A 15,953-nucleotide genomic window follows, 5' to 3' on the forward strand; every position below is an offset into this window, starting at 1 on the left:
ACGCAGAGGCTACCAGCGCAAGCGGCTAGGCCTTTGTTTGCCTGATCGCGTTAACCGCTTCGCGCCAGCCGGTGACGCCGAAGAGCCGCAGGAAAAGGCCATAAACCACAATCCCCGCCGATATCAGGAGCAGCAGCAGGACCGCCTGCACGAGGCCGTGTGCGTTTGAGGTGAGGGAAGGCAGCGAGCGCGCCGCAAGCCACAGCGGCGCGCCCATCGCCAATGCCGCCAGCGCGATGCGCGGCAGCCGCCGCTTCGCCTCTCGATCGATGGAAAAGCCGAAGGTTTGCGCGCCGCGGCGGATCAGGCTGAACGCCATGGTCCAGGCGCCAAAAGCTATTGCCGCCGCGATGCCGTCGGCGGCGTACCAATGGCTGAGCAGGAAGGCAGAAGCGATCGCCAGCACCACGCCTTTCAGCGCGGCGACCAGCGGCGTGATCGTATCTTCGCGCGCGAAGAATGCCGGCGACAGCGCCTTTAGCAGCACATGCGCGGGCAACGCCAGCGTCAGCCACATCAACGCGCGGGCGGTGGCTTTGGTGTCATCAGCGGTGAACGCGCCGTGCTCGAACAGCAGCTGTACGATTGGCTCGCTCAGCACGATTAGGCCGAGCGTTGCCGGCAGCGCCAATCCGACGGCGAGTTCGAGGCCGCGGGATTCGGTGTAAGCCATGGCGGTGTGGTCATCGCCGCGCACCGCGCGCGTCAGTTCCGGGATCAGCACCGTTCCCATGGCGACGCCGACGATGCCGAGCGGCAGTTCGACCAGGCGGTTGGCGAAATAGAGCCACGATACCGCCGACGGCGACGAGGACGCGATGATTGCGCCGGCCACCATCAGCAACTGCGGCGTGCTCGACGCCATCATGCCCGGCACCGCTTTGCTCAGAAAGCCGCGGATCTCCTTGTCGAATGAGATACGCAAGGGTGTCGCGAGGTTCTCGCCACGGCGCAGCACCAGCACAGAGAGCTGCAGCAGCCCGGCCACGCCAACGGTGGCGGCGACGACCTGGGCGGCCCGAGTGGCATCCGGCTGCACGGCCAGCAGCACGGCCATAACCGCGATCAGCGCGATGTTGAACAGCAGCGGCGAGAACGCCGTCAGCGCAAATCGCCCCTGTGCATTCAGCAGCGCCATCATCACGGTCACCGGACCTGCGAAGGCGAGGTACGGCAGCATCAGCCGTGCATTGTCGACGGCGAGCTGCAGCGTCTCGCGGCCGGTAAATCCGGGCGCCAGCGCGGTGATTACGAGCGGCATTGCCAACGCGAGCAATGCTGTGGCGACCATCAGCGCTGCGGTGATCGTGCCGAGCACGCGCCCCGCAAACGCCGCCGCCGCCATTGCGCCATCTGTCTCACGCACGCGCAGCCAGGCCGGCACCAGCGCGGCGTTCAGGCCGCCCTCCGTCAGCAGCCTTCTCATGACATTGACCAGTTGAAACGCAGCCAGGAACGCATCTGCGATGGGCCGCGCGCCAAGCAGTGCCGCGAGCAGGGAATCGCGTACGAATCCGAGCAGCCGCGAGGCCAGCGTTCCCGAAGATACCGTGAGGAAAGAGCGGATCATTCGCGGTGTATAGCAGCCAGGTCGCTTGCTGACAGTGCCGTCATCGAGACGCCGCTTCGCGGCTCCTCAGGCATGACGGGGTAGGTAGCCTTGCTGGCGCGGGCTCTGTCGTGGTAGGCCGCAGCCTTCGCAACGCCGTAAACAGGACGGGTGGATGACTGACGCAAAATACGACGTTCTCGGGATCGGCAATGCGATTTTCGACGTCTTTGCGCAAACCGATGAGAAATTTTTGGCCGATCACGGCATGGTCAAAGGCGGGATGGCGCTGATCGACGAAGCCCGCGCCGTGTCGATCTACCGGGACATGGGCCCGGCGACGGAGGTATCCGGCGGCTCGGGGGCCAACACCATCGTCGGTGTCGCCGGCTTCGGTGCGCGCGCGGCCTTCATCGGCAAGGTCAAAAACGACCAGATCGGCGGCCTCTATACCCATGACATTCGCGCCGCCGGCATCGCGTTCGAAACCAGGGCAGCGTCAGACGGCCCCGCCACCGGCTGCTCCTACATTCTGGTGACGCCGGACGGCGAGCGCACCATGAACACCTATCTTGGCGCCGCGCAGGACCTGAGGCCGTCGGATATCGACGAGGCGCAGATCGCGGCGTCGCGCGTCGTCTACCTCGAAGGCTATCTTTGGGATCCGCAGAGCGCCAAGGAAGCCTTCATCAAGGCGGCCGGGATAGCGCATGGCGCCGGCCGACAGGTGGCGCTCACGCTGTCGGACTCATTCTGCGTCGATCGCTATCGCGACGAGTTTCTCGGTCTGATGCGCGAAGGCACGGTCGATCTCGTGTTCGCCAACGAGGCTGAACTGCATTCGCTGTACCAGACCTCGGATTTCGATACCGCACTGAAGCAGTTGCGCACTGATGCCAAACTCGCCGTCGTCACCCGCAGCGAGAAGGGTTGCGTGGTGGCATCGAGGGACGGTGTCACAGCCGTGCCAGCGTTTCCGATCGAAAAGCTCGTCGACACCACCGGCGCCGGCGATCTGTTCGCCGCCGGTTTCCTGTTCGGCCTCGTCCGCAATGCCGGCTATGAAAATGCGGGCCGTCTCGGCGCGCTTGCAGCCGCCGAAGTGATCCAGCACATCGGCGCGCGGCCGCTTGTGTCGCTGAAGGATCTGGCGAAACAGAACGGGTTGCCGGTTTAGGGCCACAAACTGGCTTCACCTCTCCCGCTTGCGGGGGAGTCGCATCGCGTCGATAGATGCGATGCGGGTGGGGAAGCTCTCTCCACACGATCAGCCTAACTCGCGGCACCCCCACCCCAACCCTCCCCCCGCAAGCGGGAGAGGGAGCGCAGTGGTTATCTCACGCCGCCTTCTGCCCGGCATCCAGCCCAGCATAAACCCCGCGCTCAAACCCCGCAAAAGCTTCCAGGCACTTGGCGTCGGCGAACGGCAACAGCTGCATCAGGATTACGCCGGTGACGTCGCGCGCTGGGTCGATCCAGAAATAGGTGTTGGCGAGACCGGCCCAAGCCAAGCTGCCGGCGCTGCGCCTCTCGGCCGTCTGGGCGGTGTTAATGAGGAACGAGAGCCCCCACTTCTTGATGATGTCGGGATAGAGATCGACGTCGTTGGTGTAGATCGGCGCCACCGTCACCATTTTGCCCATCGTGAGGTCGCCGATGTGGTTTTGGCCCATCAGCGCGATGGTCTCGGGCTTCAGCACCTGGTTGCCGTTGCCGCGGCCCTTGTTGAGGATCATCTGGGTGAATTTGATGTAGTCGGCCGCCGTGCCGTAGAGGCCGCCCCCGCCCATGTGAAATTCCGGCTCCTGTTCGAGCTCGAACGGGATCGGAGCCACCGAGCCATCCGGACCGCGCGCGTGCATGCCGACCAGCCGCTGGCGCATAGAATCGGTGATCTTGAAAGCGGTGTCGTTCATGCCGAGCGGCGTGAACATGTTCTCGCGCAAATACGCATCGAGCCGCGTGCCGGTCACAGCTTCCACCGCCTTGCCGACGAAGTCGATATTGGTGCCGTATTCCCAGCGCGTGCCGGGATCGGTCATGATCGGCGTCTTCAGCGCGGCGTTCTGGCAGGTGGTGATCACCGGGGTTCCGGTCTTGTCCAGATATTGGGCGCAGTCGCCATTCCACATGTGGTAGGCGAAGCCGGCGGTGTGGGTCATCAGATGGCGCAGCGTGATCGGTCTCGATGCGGGACGCAGTTTTGGCTCGCCATTGGCGTCGAAGCCTTCCAGCACCTGTGGCGAAGCGAGATCGGGCAGCACTTTTCCGATCGGCTCGTCGAGCGAGAGCTTGCCTTGCTCCACGAGCTGCATGCCGGCGGCCGTCGTAATCGCCTTGGTCATCGAGGCGATCCAGAACACGCTGTCGGCGGTCATGGCATCGTCCTTCGACAGGTCGCGTTTTCCGAATGCGCCCTGGTAGATCACCTCATTGCCGGTCGCGGCCATGGCGACCACGCCGGGAATCTCCTTCGCCTCGCATTTCTCACGCAGAATCTGGTCGATCTCGGCCTTGCCTTGCATGGAAACCTCCCCGTTTGATTTTTATGGAGTGGAACGATCTTCCTCCCGGCTGCGTGATCCCGCAAGCGCGCGGCGGGTGTTGATCTCGTGATGGGCAGGGAGCGTAGGCAGCGGGCGAGCGGGGCCGGCGGCACAAAACTGCAACACCTCGCCACAATTCGCGGTGGATGACGAGCTCGGCCGATGACCGGCCTGGGCGGCCACGATAACGTGATTCCACGGCGATTCCCGGCGCCGATTTTCTGCAGTAAAGCGTTCAGATTCCAGCACAAACGATGCTGGTTGCAGCATTGATTTGATGAAAATCGTTGTAATTTGCGAAGTTGCGAGGCGGCGCGATGATTTCGACCTGGAGCGAGTGGAAGCGGTATCCCCGTCCCGGACGGGGCGAGAACATCGAGGCGCCGATTACGCCCGGGCTCTTTGAGGTCCGCTATGCCGGCACCGGCGCGCTGCACTCCTTCGAGGCAGTCGACAACGTCGCCCAGGCGCTGGCGCAGCTTGCGGTCGGGTCCAAATCCTGGTTCGGCCGCCGTGACACGGCCAAATTGCCCGATCTGGAATACCGGACCTGCGCGACCTCCTCGAAGGCCGATGCCAAGGCGGCGGCGCAACGGATGATCGGCCGCCGCGAAACCTATATGAGCGGCGCGGCGTAACTGATTTCGTCATTCCGGGGCAAGCGATCGTCATTCCGGGATGGTGCGCTAGCACCAGACCTCAGGTGCGCAATTGTGCACCGGGGAATCTCGAGATTCCCAGGGGCGCAAGGGCGCCCCTTAGTTCGATGCTCCGCATCGCCCCGGAATGACGGAGCCCTTCCCTCGCCCTCAACATTCCTTGAAGCAGGGTTGCCTCAGCCGGCGGTGCATTGCTGACGATACAGGCCTATACTCGCACCAATCCTTCAAGAAAATCCGAGGAGTACGCCATGAACCCGCCCGTCGCCGCTCGCGCCCAATCCTCCCAACCCTCGCTCCACGACCGCCTGAAAGATCCCTCGCTGCTGCGCGACCGCTGTTACATCGACGGCGCCTGGGTCGGCACGCCATCGCGCCCTGTCACCAATCCGGTCAATGGCGTGGAGCTCACAAAGGTCCCTGCGTTCAGTACCGCGGAAGCGACACAAGCTGTCGAAGCCGCCGAACGCGCCTTCCCGGCCTGGGCCAAGCTCACGGCCAAGCAGCGCTCCAACATTTTGCGAAAGTGGTTCGACCTAATCATCGCCAACCGCGAGGATCTCGCGCTGATCCTCACTTCCGAGCAAGGCAAGCCGCTGGCGGAAGCGCTCGGCGAAGTCGATATCGGCGGCGCCTATGTGGAGTTCTTTGCAGAGGAAGCCCGCCGCGTCTATGGCGAGACCATTCCGACCCAGCGGCCGGACGCGCGGCTACTCGCCATCAAGCAGCCGATCGGCGTCTGCGGCGCCATCACGCCGTGGAATTTCCCCTGCTCGATGATCACGCGGAAAGTCTCGCCGGCGCTGGCCGCCGGCTGCACCGTCGTCCTCAAGCCCGCCAATGAAACCCCGCTGACCGCGCTGGCTTTGGTCGTGCTCGCCGAAAAGGCGGGCATTCCCAAGGGCGTGTTCAACATTCTCACCGGCAATTCGTCCGCGATCGGCAAGGTGTTGTGCGAGCATCCCGCGGTGCGCTTTATCGGCTTCACTGGCTCGACCGAAGTCGGAAAAATCCTTTATCAGCAGGCCGCGGTCGGCGTGAAGAAACTCGGGCTCGAACTCGGCGGCAACGCGCCATTCGTGGTGTTCGACGACGCCGATATCGATGCCGCGGTCGAGGGCGCCATCGTCTCAAAGTACCGCAACATGGGCCAGACCTGCGTCTGCGCCAACCGCATCTACGCCCAGGACAAGATCTACGATCAGTTCGTCGAAAAACTTTCGAAGAAAGTTGCGGCGATGAAGATTGGCGACGGCACGGAAGCAGGCGTGGTGCAGGGGCCGCTGATCAACATGGACGCGGTGCTCAAGGTCGAGAAGCACATCGAGAATGCGGTGAAGGGCGGCGCCAAGATCGTCACCGGGGGAAAACGTCATTCGCTCGGCGGCAGCTTCTTCGAGCCGACGGTGCTTTCGAATGTGAAGCCGGATGCGCTGGTAGCGCATGAAGAAACCTTCGGGCCCCTGGCGCCGGTCTTCCGCTTCAAAGACGAGGCCGACGTGATCGCGATGTGCAATGCTTCGCCGTTCGGTCTCGCGTCCTATTTCTATTCCCGCGACCTCGGCCGCGTCTGGCGCGTCGCCGAAGCGCTGGAGTCAGGCATGGTCGGCGTCAACACCGGGCTCATCACCACGGAAGTCGCGCCCTTCGGCGGCGTTAAGGAGTCAGGCTTGGGGCGCGAAGGCTCGCATCACGGCATGGAAGAATATGTCGAGATCAAATACGTGATGATGGCCGGGGTGTAGCCCCCTATCCATCGTCGTCCCCGCGAACGCGGGGACCCATAGCCACCGGCTTCAGTTTTGAAAGAAGCTGGAGCCGCAGCGACTGCAAAACGGACATCGGTAGTTATGGGTCCCTGCGTTCGCAGGGACGCCAGTTAGTCGCTCGCGTCACTCGCAAATGCGCCATGACGTCCTATGCCGGAAGCAAACCGCGTTGCGCCCAACAGCGTTTCACCTGATGCGATCACTTCCAGCCCGCCGCGCATTTCGTCGGCGATGGCGTCCTCTTCCTCGAGATCCCATTGCCGCAGCGCCGATAGCCGATCGGCGCGCAGGCATTTTTGCGGAAAGCGCGCGATCTCCCGCGCCAGCGTAATCGCATGTGTGGTCGCCTCGCCGCGGCCGACGACACGATTGGCGAGCCCCATGCGCAGCGCCTCCTGCGCGCCGACCGGCCGTCCGGTGAGGATCAGATCGATCGCCTGCGAATGACCGATCAGCCGCGGCAGGCGGATGGTGCCGAGATCGATCAGCGGCACGCCGAAACGGCGGCAGAAGATGCCGAAGATGGCGTCTTCTGCGACCACGCGCATGTCGGCCCACAGCGCGAGCTCCATCCCGCCGGCCACCGCAAAGCCTTCGACGGCGGCAATCACAGGTTTCGACAGCCGCAGCCGGCTCGGTCCCATCGGCGCGATCGAATTGTGGCCGCCGAGCTCCCGCTTCTTGTTCGGATCGCCCGCCGCCACCGCCTTCAGATCGGCGCCGGCGCAGAAATAGCCGCCGGTGCCGGTGAACACGGCAACGGACGCGCTCTCGTCGACGTCGAAAGCTAGGAAGGCGTCGTACAGTTTTCGTGCGGTCGTTCCGTCGACCGCGTTGCGGCAATGCGGACGGTTGATGGAAACGATGGTCACGGGCCCATCGCGTTCGACGAGCACGGAATTGGCTTCGGTCATGGGGCGCTCCCTGTGTTCTTCTGAAAGCCAGCTTCGCATCGAGGACGAAGTTGAAGCAAGAGATCTGACCGCGTCATTGCGAACGAAGCGAAGCAATCCATAGCGCCGCAGCAGAGGAATGGATTCTTTCTTCATGCGGTGCGATGGATTGCTTCGCTCCGCTTGCAATGACGGTAAGGTCACTATCCTCCACGATTGTCATCGGCCGGCTTGACCGGGCGGCCCAGTATCCCAGAGGCAGTAGTGAATGAATCGAGAAGCCGCGGCGTACTGGATCGCCCCGGGCAAGCCGTGCGATGACAGCATGAGAATGGGCAAGGTCGTCGTTGACGGTCTAAACCGTTAACTCATCCCCCGTCACCCGACGGTACGCTTCGAGATACCTTCTGCTGGTCGCCTCGACCACGCTGGCTGGCAATGGCGGGGGTGGGGCGTCGCCGTTCCAGCGGCCGGCGTGGCGTTCGGCGTCGAGATAATCGCGCAGCGGTTGTTTGTCGAACGAGGGTTGCGGCCGGCCGGGCCTGTAGACATCGGCCGCCCAGAACCGCGAACTGTCCGGCGTCATCACCTCGTCGATCAGGATGATGCGATCGTCCGCTGCGCGGCCGAATTCGAACTTGGTGTCGGCGATGATGATGCCCTGGTGGCGGGCGATCCGCTCGCCGAAATTATAGACCGTGCGGGCCATGCTCTCGAGTTTTTCGGCGACATCGTTGCCGACGATCTCGCGCATGCGCGCGACCGTGATGTTCTCGTCATGGCCGGTCTCGGCCTTGGTCGCCGGACTGAAGATCGGCGGCTCGAGCTTTCCGCTTTCGAGCAGGCCTTCAGCGAGCTCCTCGCCCGCAAGCGTGCCCGACGCGGCATACTCCTTCCAGGCGGAGCCGGAGATATAGCCGCGGATCACGCATTCGACCGGAAATACGGTGGTGCGCCGGCACAGCATCGCGCGCCCGAGAATGTCGGCGCGGTGGTCCTTCAGGCCAGGCACCTTGCGGATGATCTCGTCGGCATCGGCGCTGATCATGTGATGCGGCACCACGCCTTCGAGCTGGCGGAACCACCACGCGCTGATCTGGGTCAGTACTGCGCCCTTCATCGGAATGGTTTCCGCCATCACGACGTCGAACGCGCTGATGCGGTCGGTGGTCAGCAGCAGCACGCAGTCGCTGCCGACGGCATAGATATCGCGCACCTTGCCGCGGCCGATCCGGGGTAGGGGCAAATCGCTGGCGAGCATCGCGTTCATCTGGTCAGGCTTTCGAACAGGCGGCCTCGTGCAAGCGCAAGGCCGCAAATGTGAAAGCGGAGCAATAGCTCACTCCGGCAGCGGAATGAACTCATGTTCTTGCGGAACGGCTGCAAACCGGCCGGTTTTCCAATCCTGTTTGGCCTGCTCGATCCGCTCCTTGCTGGAGGAGACGAAATTCCACCAGATGTGCCGCGGGCCTTCCAGCGCATCGCCGCCGAGAAACATCATCCGCACCGGCGTGACCGCCTTCACCGTGATGCGGTCGCCGGGGCGGAAGATCAGGAGCCGCGGCCCCTCGTAGCGCTCGTTCGCGATCTCGACCTCGCCGTCGACGAGGTAGATCGCACGCTCCTCATGGTCAGGGTCGAGCGGCACGCTGGTCCCGGCCTGCGCCGTCACTTCGGTGTAGAACCACGGCGACACCATGCTGACCGGCGATTGCACGCCAAAGCCGTGGCCTGCGATGATGCGCGCGGTGAATCCGCTCTCCTTCACGGTCGGCAGCGCGTCAGCGGCGTAATGCTGGAACGACGGCGCGACCTCTTCAGAGCCCGCCGGAAGCGCGATCCAGCTTTGCAGGCCGAGCATCTTCTGGCCGTCGCGGCGCTGCACGTCCGGCGTGCGCTCGGAATGCGCGATGCCGCGCCCTGCTGTCATCAGGTTCATGGCACCGGGCTGGATCTCCTGGATGTTGCCCTCGCTGTCGCGGTGCATGATCGAGCCGTCGAACAGATAGGTGACGGTGGCAAGCCCGATATGCGGATGCGGCCGCACGTCCATGCCCTTACCGGCCATGAACTGAACGGGGCCGAAATGATCGAAGAAGATGAAGGGACCGACCATCTGCCGCTTGCCATGCGGCAGCGCGCGCCGCACCACAAAGCCGTCGCCGAGATCGCGGGTGCGCGGCACGATGATGAGATCGAGCGCGTCGCAGCTTTTGGGATCGCCGAGCACGGGATCGTTGGAGGGTTGCCAGCTCATGGGGGCTCCTTGATGTTTGCAGCGATTATAGCAGGTATTTCGGGATCGCGTACAAATGCACAACACGTCGTCCCAGGAACGCGGGGACCCTTACTCCTTGTCCTATTGTTTGGCACCAATGGCAGCTACTCTCTCCAACAATTGACAACGGTGGCTATGGGTCCCGGCGTTCGAAGGGACGACGTAGAGGATGATGAACCAATGATCCCTCCGCTCAAGCCGGGCGCCAAGCTCTTGAAGGTCTACGGTCCCGTCATCGAGACCGCGCGCCTGATCCTGCGGCCATGGCGCAGCGATGACATTGCCGCGAATACGGCGATGCTGTCCGATCCCGATACCGCGCGCTTCATCACGCCCGATGGCAAGGCGATCACGACCGAGATCGGCGGCTGGCGCAACGCCGCCGTAATATCGGGACACTGGGCGCTGTATGGCTTTGGCATGTTCGCCGTCGAGGAAAAATCGAGCCGCCGTTACATCGGCCGCGTCGGGCCGTGGTGCCCACCGGGGTATCCGGGTTTTGAGGTCGGCTGGGGCATCGACCGCGAATACCGCGGCAAGGGCTACGCGGTGGAAGCGGCGCGGGTATCGATCGACTGGGTGTTCGCCACCTTCGAGATCGGCGAGATCATTCATTGCATCGAATCCGTCAACGCGCCGTCGCAAGCCGTCGCGCGGCGATTGGGAGCGAGGAGGGATGGCGAAATTGATCTATTCGGCAAGATCAATGAGCGATGGGTGACGTCGCGCGATCGCTGGAAGGGCTCATCGGCGGAAATTGAACCATGGAACGATTCCCATTAGATTGATCGTGCGGGGATGACCTGCGCGAACGGACCACCCGATGCTGCTAACCACCTTCGACATCGCGTTGCGCGGCGCCACCGTGGCGCTGCTCCTGGTTTTGGCGGCATTGCTGTTTCGCGGTTTTGGAACGGTGCTGGCCGGACGGCTCGCTGCGGCCCTTGCGTTGGGATCGGCGGCGCATGCCGTGATCTCTTCGATCGGCGTGACATCGAAGGTACATCCGGCGCTTGCGCCTGTGATCGCGTTGTCGACCGGCAATGCCGTAGTCTTCTGGCTGTTTACGCGCGCGCTGTTTGAGGAGACGTTCAAATTGCGCTGGTGGCACGCGCTGGTCTGGGCGGCGGTCGCGGCTTTCAGTTTCGTCAACTGCATGTGGCTGGTGCCCGCATCCGGCGTGCAGTTCTCCATCATCGCGATCAACCTGCTCGCGCTCGGCTTCATCGTGCTGGCCGTCGTGCAGACCATCGCGTCCTGGTCGGCCGATCTGGTCGAGGGCCGGCGCCGCGTCCGCGTCTTCATCGTCAGCGCGGCGGCGCTGTATGGCGGCCTGAATGCGGTGCTGCAGATAGCGCTGTCCGGCAGCGGCGCCGCGGAGATTGCCAACACGCTGAATTCGGCGACGTTCGCCGCCGTGGTCGCGGTCATCGCGATTGCGATGATGCGGGTCGATGGCGCCGATCTGTTCCCGGCCGCACCTGTCGTCCAGCCGGATTCAATCGAGGCGGCAGCCGCCGTCGAAGCCAGCGCCGCCGATCAAAAACTCATCGACGCACTGATGCGGCTGATGGCTGACGAGCGCATCTATCGCCACGACAACATCACCATCGGCACGCTGGCAACCAAACTCGGCATTCCCGAATACCGGCTGCGGCGGCTGATCAACCAGCGGCTCGGTTACCGCAACTTCAATGTCTTCCTCAACGAGCACCGGATCGCGGAGGCGAAGGCGGCGCTGGCCGATCCAAGCCAGGCCGAGGTCCCCGTCATTACCATCGCGATGGACGCGGGCTTCCAGTCGCTCGGTCCGTTCAACCGCGCCTTCAAGACCATCACAGGCGTCACGCCGACCGAATATCGCCGGCTCAAGGCGACTGCGGCCTAGACCGCATCGTACTGGTATTGCTGGGTAATTTTGGAATCGGCGAGGCGCATGGAGCATTCGGCCTGCGCGCATTCCAAATCCGGCGAGCGGCGGCGAGCCGCTTCGTCAAGATCCCCGGCACGCGCTGATGCGTCATGCCGGAGGTCTCGTGACCAGTCGAAATCTCATCCTCATCCTCGCCGCCACAACCGCCCTCAGCGCGCTCGCGCTCTCTGCCGCCCGCGCCCGCGACGTGCCGAAGGTCGCGACCGGCTTCGTCGCCAATGTGCTCTGCACCGAGACCTTCGTTTCCGGCCTCGATCCGGCGCGGGTATTCGCCGAGACCACGTCCGCGATGCCGGGCGCCGGCCTGATCGCCTGGGCGCTCGATTATCGGCTAGATCATGCGCGCAAGGACGTCACGGTGACGCTGTTCGGGCTGGACCGGAGTCGCGCCGTCTACCGCGGCGAAGGGCTCGGCTGCTATCTCGATCACGGCGGTGCCGTCGTTGACATTGTGTTGCCGCCGTCGGAGGCGAAGCCGGCGCTGTTGCCGGAGATTGGCGGGCCGTCGATCGTGCTGCCGCAAACGCCGCAACTGGCTCTGGCACTCGACCGCGCCTTCGCCGAGCCGGACAAGTCGACGCCGCGCAACACCCGCGCTGTCGTGGTCCTGAAGGAGGGGCGCATCGTGGCCGAACGCTATGCCGAGGGCATCGGCATCGAGACGCCGGTGCTCGGCTTCTCCGCCACCAAATCGGTCGTCTCGGCGTTGGCCGGCATCCTCGTGCGCAAGCGAGTGCTGAAGCTTCATGAGCCCGTGCCGATCGCCGCGTGGCAAAAGCCTGATGACCCAAGGCGTGCCATCACGCCCGATCATCTGCTGCGGCACACCGCGGGGCTAAAGCTCGGCAGTTCGCTACAGGCGTCGCTGGCATCCGCGCTCGAGCCGGTCAATCGCATGAAATTCATGGAGCCTGACATGGCCGCCTATGCTGCGAGCATGCCGCTGGAGTCGATGCCGGGAGCGGCGTGGAACTACCACGATGGCAATACCATCATCCTCGCGCTTCTGATCCGTCAGGTCACCGGCGGCAGCGCGGCCAGCATGATGAGCTTTGCGCGGCAGGAATTGTTCGAGCCACTTGGCATGCGCAACGTAACGCTCGAATTCGACGCCTTGGGCAATGCGGAAGGATCGAGCCAGTTGCTCGCCAGCGCGCGTGACTGGGCGCGCTTCGGCCAGCTCTATCTGAATGATGGCTTGGCCGGTGGAAAACGTATCCTGCCCGAAGGCTGGGTGAAATATGCGGCGACGCCGACGCCGAACGCCTGGGTCGGCCAGGGCGCCGGCTTCTGGACCAATCAGGGCGATAGCTTTGGCGCAACCTATCGCACCGAGCGCGGCTGGCCGCGCGACGCCATCTTCGCCAAGGGCACGCTCGGGCAATATGTGATCATCGTGCCCTCCGAACGGCTGGTCATCGTCCGGCTCGGGCGCTCACCGAACGGGCCGCCGGAAGCCGACGGCGTATTCGAACTCGTGCGCGATGTCGTCGCGGCGACCGGCAGCAAGGGAAAGCTGGCGGGCGGCGACTGATCAATGTGAGGCGGTGCCGCTTCTCCCTCTCCCCGATCTTCGCGGGGAGAGGGTGGGGTGAGGGGCTCTCGCCGCGAGCAGAGAGCGTCGAGAGACCTGTACCCCTCACCCGGCGCTACGCGCCGAACTCTCGCCGCAAGCGGGGCGAGGTTGGTCGATGCATGCGGCAGCTACTGCCGCCCCAATTGCGTGGCCTTCTCGACGCGATCGAATCGCTCCAGCGACAAGATCGCGTCAGCGAGCTGATCGGCGCGGCCGTTCAGCACGGGGCGGGCGAGCGTGAGGAATTTTTGCTGCATCGCCTGCGCGTCCGGAAACGTATCCGGCTCGCCGGAAGGATCGGCATGAAGCCGCTCATGCACGCCGTCGTCGGTGGTGATCGAGACGCGTGCGCCGAAGGGATGGGTACGGCCGATCTCGAGGCGATCGTCCTGCACCACGTCGAACTTGTCCGCGAGCGCATTGACCGCGGCGTCGCCGAGCCGCTCATAGTCGTCCCAGCCGAAACGGCCCTGGTCGAGTGCCAGCGCGCCGGTGAAGAACATCGAGAACTGTCCGCCGACGATCGAGGTCGGATGCCGCTTGGTGGCGGCGTCGCCGGTCAGCGTAATGCCGTTGCGGTGCAGGCCGATCTCGACCCGCTTGATCTGGTCCGGCGTCAGATTGTGCTCGCGGCGCATCGCGATCAGCGCATCGAGCGCGGCATGGGTATAGCGGCAACTCGGATAGGGCTTCACGCCAATTCGCAGCGTCTCATAGGTTTTGCCCAGGCCGGCCGTGGCCTTGTCGGGATGGGCGTCGTCGCTGTAGCCGATGAGGAGGCCATGCTTGCCCTCAACCGACTCGGTCGAGCCGACAAAATTGTTGCGTGCCAGGGTGGCGGCAATCACGCCGTTCATCGCGGCGGCGCCGACCTGGTAGCGCTTGTTCCAGGCGCCGTTAACGAGGAACTGCAGCGAGCCCGCGGCTTGGCTGCCGGAAACGCCGAAGGCGGAAATGATCTGGTCCTTCGAGAGGCCGAACAACCTCCCTGCCGCGGCTGCCGCACCATAAGTTCCCGCCGTTGCGGTCGGATGAAAGCCGCGCGCATAATGCGAGGTCGGATCGAGCGCGTTGCCGAGGCGGCAGCAGACTTCATAGCCGGCCACGATCGCGGTCAGTACGTCGCGCCCGGATGCATCGACCATTTCGCCGACCGCGAACGCCGCCGGCACCACGGGCGCGCTCGGATGCAGCGAGGAGTCCGCATGCGTGTCGTCGAAATCAAGGGAATGGCCGAGCGCGCCGTTGAGCAGCGCAGCAACCGCGGGCGTCCAGGTCTTCGCGTCCCCGAACACGGTGGCTTCGCCCTTGCCGTCGAGCGCCAGCGCTTCCAGCATCTTCAGCAGCGAGGGCGTGGATTCGGCATCGCGCCGCGCCCGGATCGCGCTGCCGAGAAAATCCAGCGTCAGCACCTTGGCGCGCTCCAGCACCTCCGGCGGGATGTCGGCAAATTTCAGGTCGGCGACATAGGCTGCGAGCGTTGCGGTTTCGTGGGCCATCGTGTTTCCTCGTTTTGCCGGGCAGGGTAGGCGGGCTGAATTGACCTTTCAAGCCGCCTCCCGTCGCGGCACCAGCCGTGCCTGGCGTCGTCTAGCACAGACGCGGTGGTAGATTCCGGAATGCAATGCATGATGGCCTTCGCAAAACGCATGCTTGGAGCGCTCCGGGCGCGGAAGACGCAATTGGCGCTCGCGGTCAGACTCGCCGTCGCCGCGGTCGCGGCCTATGCGATCGCCAAAGCGCTGCATCTGATGCTGCCGCTATGGGCGGTGCTGACCGCGCTGATCGTCACCCAGATGAGCGTCGGCCGGTCGCTGAAGGCGACCCGCGATTACATGCTCGGTACCGTCGGCGGCGCGGTCTATGGCGGCGCAATCGCGGCACTGATCCCGCACTCCGGCGAGGGTGGGTTGCTGGCGCTACTGGTACTCGCGGTGGCGCCGATGGCTTTCATCGGCGCCATCAATCCCAGCCTGAGCGCCGCCACGGTGACGGCTGTGATCGTGTTGCTGGTGCCGGCCATGAACCACGCCAATCCGCTCGATTCCACGATTGACAGGCTGTTCGAAGTGACCGTCGGCGCGATCACCGGGCTTGTTGTCTCATTCCTGGTGCTGCCATCGCGGGCGGTCAGTCAGATCCGCATCAACGCGGCGCAGATTCTGGAACTGTTGGCGGCCGCATTCGCCGAACTGCTCGCGGGGCTGACGCGCGGGCTCGACAATGACGCCCTGCACCGTATCCAGGATGGTATCGGCACGGCGCTGGCCAACCTCCATGCCACCGGTCTGGAAGCCGAGCGCGAGCGCGCGGCGCACCTGTCGTCGGGACCGGACACCGGCCCCTTGCTGCGCACCATCCAGCGCCTGCGCCATGACGTCGTGATGATCGGCCGCGCCAGCGTGGTGCCACTGCCTGCCAACGTGCAGGCAAGGCTGGCGCGACCGCTATCCGATGTCAGCAAGGCGATCGTCGACTATATGCGCGCAGCGGCCGCCTGCTTACGGAGCGGCAGTGGCACAGTTGACATTCGGCCCGTCGATGTGTCGCTGCAGGCCTATGCTGCCGAGGTCGGCGCGTTGCGGAGCGAGGGCCTGATCCGCGGCGTGCCCGTTGACGTCGCCGAGCGATTTTTCGCGCTGGGATTTTCGCTGGAGCAGATGCGGCAGAATCTGAACGATCTCGATCGCTGCCGCGCCGACTGGGGCGAGAAGTCGGCAGCGAAGCCGTCGGGCGCGAAGCCCTAGCGG

13 protein-coding genes are annotated in these 15,953 nt (G+C 64.3%); 7 read left to right on the forward strand and 6 right to left on the reverse strand.

Annotation, left to right across the window (positions count from 1 at the left end):
• Nucleotides 1–25: 25 nt before the first annotated feature.
• Nucleotides 26–1,570: a murein biosynthesis integral membrane protein MurJ gene (gene murJ / locus HCN58_RS08480; protein ID WP_171578910.1), complete on the reverse strand. Its 1,545-nt coding sequence runs from the start codon at nucleotides 1,568–1,570 to the stop codon at nucleotides 26–28.
• Nucleotides 1,571–1,724: 154 nt separating this feature from the next.
• On the opposite strand from murJ, the gene HCN58_RS08485 reads away from it, so the two are divergent.
• Nucleotides 1,725–2,726, forward strand: coding sequence for an adenosine kinase (locus HCN58_RS08485; protein WP_171578911.1), 1,002 nt, complete (start codon nucleotides 1,725–1,727; stop codon nucleotides 2,724–2,726).
• Nucleotides 2,727–2,886: 160 nt separating this feature from the next.
• Here HCN58_RS08485 and HCN58_RS08490 read toward each other — a convergent pair whose 3' ends face one another.
• Entirely contained in the window at nucleotides 2,887–4,074 is a 1,188-nt protein-coding gene (locus HCN58_RS08490; RefSeq protein WP_171578912.1) for a serine hydrolase domain-containing protein, read from the reverse strand.
• A 338-nt stretch (nucleotides 4,075–4,412) separates the two neighbouring features.
• Between HCN58_RS08490 and HCN58_RS08495 the strand changes: the two genes are divergently transcribed.
• The gene (locus HCN58_RS08495; protein WP_171578913.1) at nucleotides 4,413–4,733 is read left to right on the forward strand and encodes a hypothetical protein; all 321 of its coding nucleotides are present in this window, start codon (nucleotides 4,413–4,415) and stop codon (nucleotides 4,731–4,733) included.
• A 272-nt stretch (nucleotides 4,734–5,005) separates the two neighbouring features.
• The gene (locus tag HCN58_RS08500) at nucleotides 5,006–6,499 is read left to right on the forward strand and encodes an NAD-dependent succinate-semialdehyde dehydrogenase (RefSeq protein ID WP_171578914.1); all 1,494 of its coding nucleotides are present in this window, start codon (nucleotides 5,006–5,008) and stop codon (nucleotides 6,497–6,499) included.
• A gap of 134 nt (nucleotides 6,500–6,633) precedes the next feature.
• Here HCN58_RS08500 and HCN58_RS08505 read toward each other — a convergent pair whose 3' ends face one another.
• The 3 genes from HCN58_RS08505 to HCN58_RS08515 form a co-directional block, all read right to left on the reverse strand.
• Nucleotides 6,634–7,437, reverse strand: a complete 804-nt coding sequence (locus tag HCN58_RS08505) for a crotonase/enoyl-CoA hydratase family protein (RefSeq protein WP_171578915.1) — start codon at nucleotides 7,435–7,437, stop codon at nucleotides 6,634–6,636.
• Between the two features lie 334 nt (nucleotides 7,438–7,771).
• Nucleotides 7,772–8,686 carry a phosphoribosylaminoimidazolesuccinocarboxamide synthase gene (locus HCN58_RS08510; RefSeq protein WP_171578916.1) on the reverse strand — a complete coding sequence of 305 codons (915 nt, stop codon included), beginning with the start codon at nucleotides 8,684–8,686 and terminating at the stop codon, nucleotides 7,772–7,774.
• Nucleotides 8,687–8,755: 69 nt separating this feature from the next.
• The gene (locus HCN58_RS08515) at nucleotides 8,756–9,673 is read right to left on the reverse strand and encodes a pirin family protein (protein ID WP_171578917.1); all 918 of its coding nucleotides are present in this window, start codon (nucleotides 9,671–9,673) and stop codon (nucleotides 8,756–8,758) included.
• 201 nt (nucleotides 9,674–9,874) lie between these two features.
• On the opposite strand from HCN58_RS08515, the gene HCN58_RS08520 reads away from it, so the two are divergent.
• The 3 genes from HCN58_RS08520 to HCN58_RS08530 all read left to right on the forward strand — a co-directional run bounded on the left by HCN58_RS08520 (nucleotide 9,875) and on the right by HCN58_RS08530 (nucleotide 13,161).
• A complete protein-coding gene (locus HCN58_RS08520; protein ID WP_171578918.1) occupies nucleotides 9,875–10,477 on the forward strand; it encodes a GNAT family N-acetyltransferase in 603 nt (200 codons plus the stop codon).
• Nucleotides 10,478–10,517: 40 nt separating this feature from the next.
• The gene (locus tag HCN58_RS08525) at nucleotides 10,518–11,582 is read left to right on the forward strand and encodes a helix-turn-helix domain-containing protein (RefSeq protein ID WP_171578919.1); all 1,065 of its coding nucleotides are present in this window, start codon (nucleotides 10,518–10,520) and stop codon (nucleotides 11,580–11,582) included.
• A 148-nt stretch (nucleotides 11,583–11,730) separates the two neighbouring features.
• On the forward strand, nucleotides 11,731–13,161 hold the full coding sequence (locus HCN58_RS08530; RefSeq protein ID WP_171578920.1) for a serine hydrolase domain-containing protein: 1,431 nt from the start codon (nucleotides 11,731–11,733) through the stop codon (nucleotides 13,159–13,161).
• 170 nt (nucleotides 13,162–13,331) lie between these two features.
• Here HCN58_RS08530 and HCN58_RS08535 read toward each other — a convergent pair whose 3' ends face one another.
• A complete protein-coding gene (locus HCN58_RS08535; RefSeq protein ID WP_171578921.1) occupies nucleotides 13,332–14,702 on the reverse strand; it encodes an MmgE/PrpD family protein in 1,371 nt (456 codons plus the stop codon).
• A gap of 132 nt (nucleotides 14,703–14,834) precedes the next feature.
• Between HCN58_RS08535 and HCN58_RS08540 the strand changes: the two genes are divergently transcribed.
• The gene (locus tag HCN58_RS08540; RefSeq protein WP_171579519.1) at nucleotides 14,835–15,950 is read left to right on the forward strand and encodes an FUSC family protein; all 1,116 of its coding nucleotides are present in this window, start codon (nucleotides 14,835–14,837) and stop codon (nucleotides 15,948–15,950) included.
• Nucleotides 15,951–15,953: the final 3 nt, after the last annotated feature.

This window comes from Bradyrhizobium australiense (genome assembly GCF_013114825.1).
GTDB classification, from domain to species: Bacteria; Pseudomonadota; Alphaproteobacteria; order Rhizobiales; family Xanthobacteraceae; genus Bradyrhizobium; species Bradyrhizobium australiense.

Coding starts and splice junctions, on each gene's coding strand:
- HCN58_RS08520 (WP_171578918.1), top strand. CDS start 9,875: ATGATCCCTCCGCTCAAGCCGGGCGCCAAGCTCTTGAAGGTCTACGGT.
- HCN58_RS08485 (WP_171578911.1), top strand. CDS start 1,725: ATGACTGACGCAAAATACGACGTTCTCGGGATCGGCAATGCGATTTTC.
- HCN58_RS08510 (WP_171578916.1), bottom strand. CDS start 8,686: ATGAACGCGATGCTCGCCAGCGATTTGCCCCTACCCCGGATCGGCCGC.
- HCN58_RS08540 (WP_171579519.1), top strand. CDS start 14,835: ATGGCCTTCGCAAAACGCATGCTTGGAGCGCTCCGGGCGCGGAAGACG.
- HCN58_RS08500 (WP_171578914.1), top strand. CDS start 5,006: ATGAACCCGCCCGTCGCCGCTCGCGCCCAATCCTCCCAACCCTCGCTC.
- HCN58_RS08490 (WP_171578912.1), bottom strand. CDS start 4,074: ATGCAAGGCAAGGCCGAGATCGACCAGATTCTGCGTGAGAAATGCGAG.
- murJ (WP_171578910.1), bottom strand. CDS start 1,570: ATGATCCGCTCTTTCCTCACGGTATCTTCGGGAACGCTGGCCTCGCGG.
- HCN58_RS08525 (WP_171578919.1), top strand. CDS start 10,518: ATGCTGCTAACCACCTTCGACATCGCGTTGCGCGGCGCCACCGTGGCG.
- HCN58_RS08505 (WP_171578915.1), bottom strand. CDS start 7,437: ATGACCGAAGCCAATTCCGTGCTCGTCGAACGCGATGGGCCCGTGACC.
- HCN58_RS08535 (WP_171578921.1), bottom strand. CDS start 14,702: ATGGCCCACGAAACCGCAACGCTCGCAGCCTATGTCGCCGACCTGAAA.
- HCN58_RS08515 (WP_171578917.1), bottom strand. CDS start 9,673: ATGAGCTGGCAACCCTCCAACGATCCCGTGCTCGGCGATCCCAAAAGC.
- HCN58_RS08495 (WP_171578913.1), top strand. CDS start 4,413: ATGATTTCGACCTGGAGCGAGTGGAAGCGGTATCCCCGTCCCGGACGG.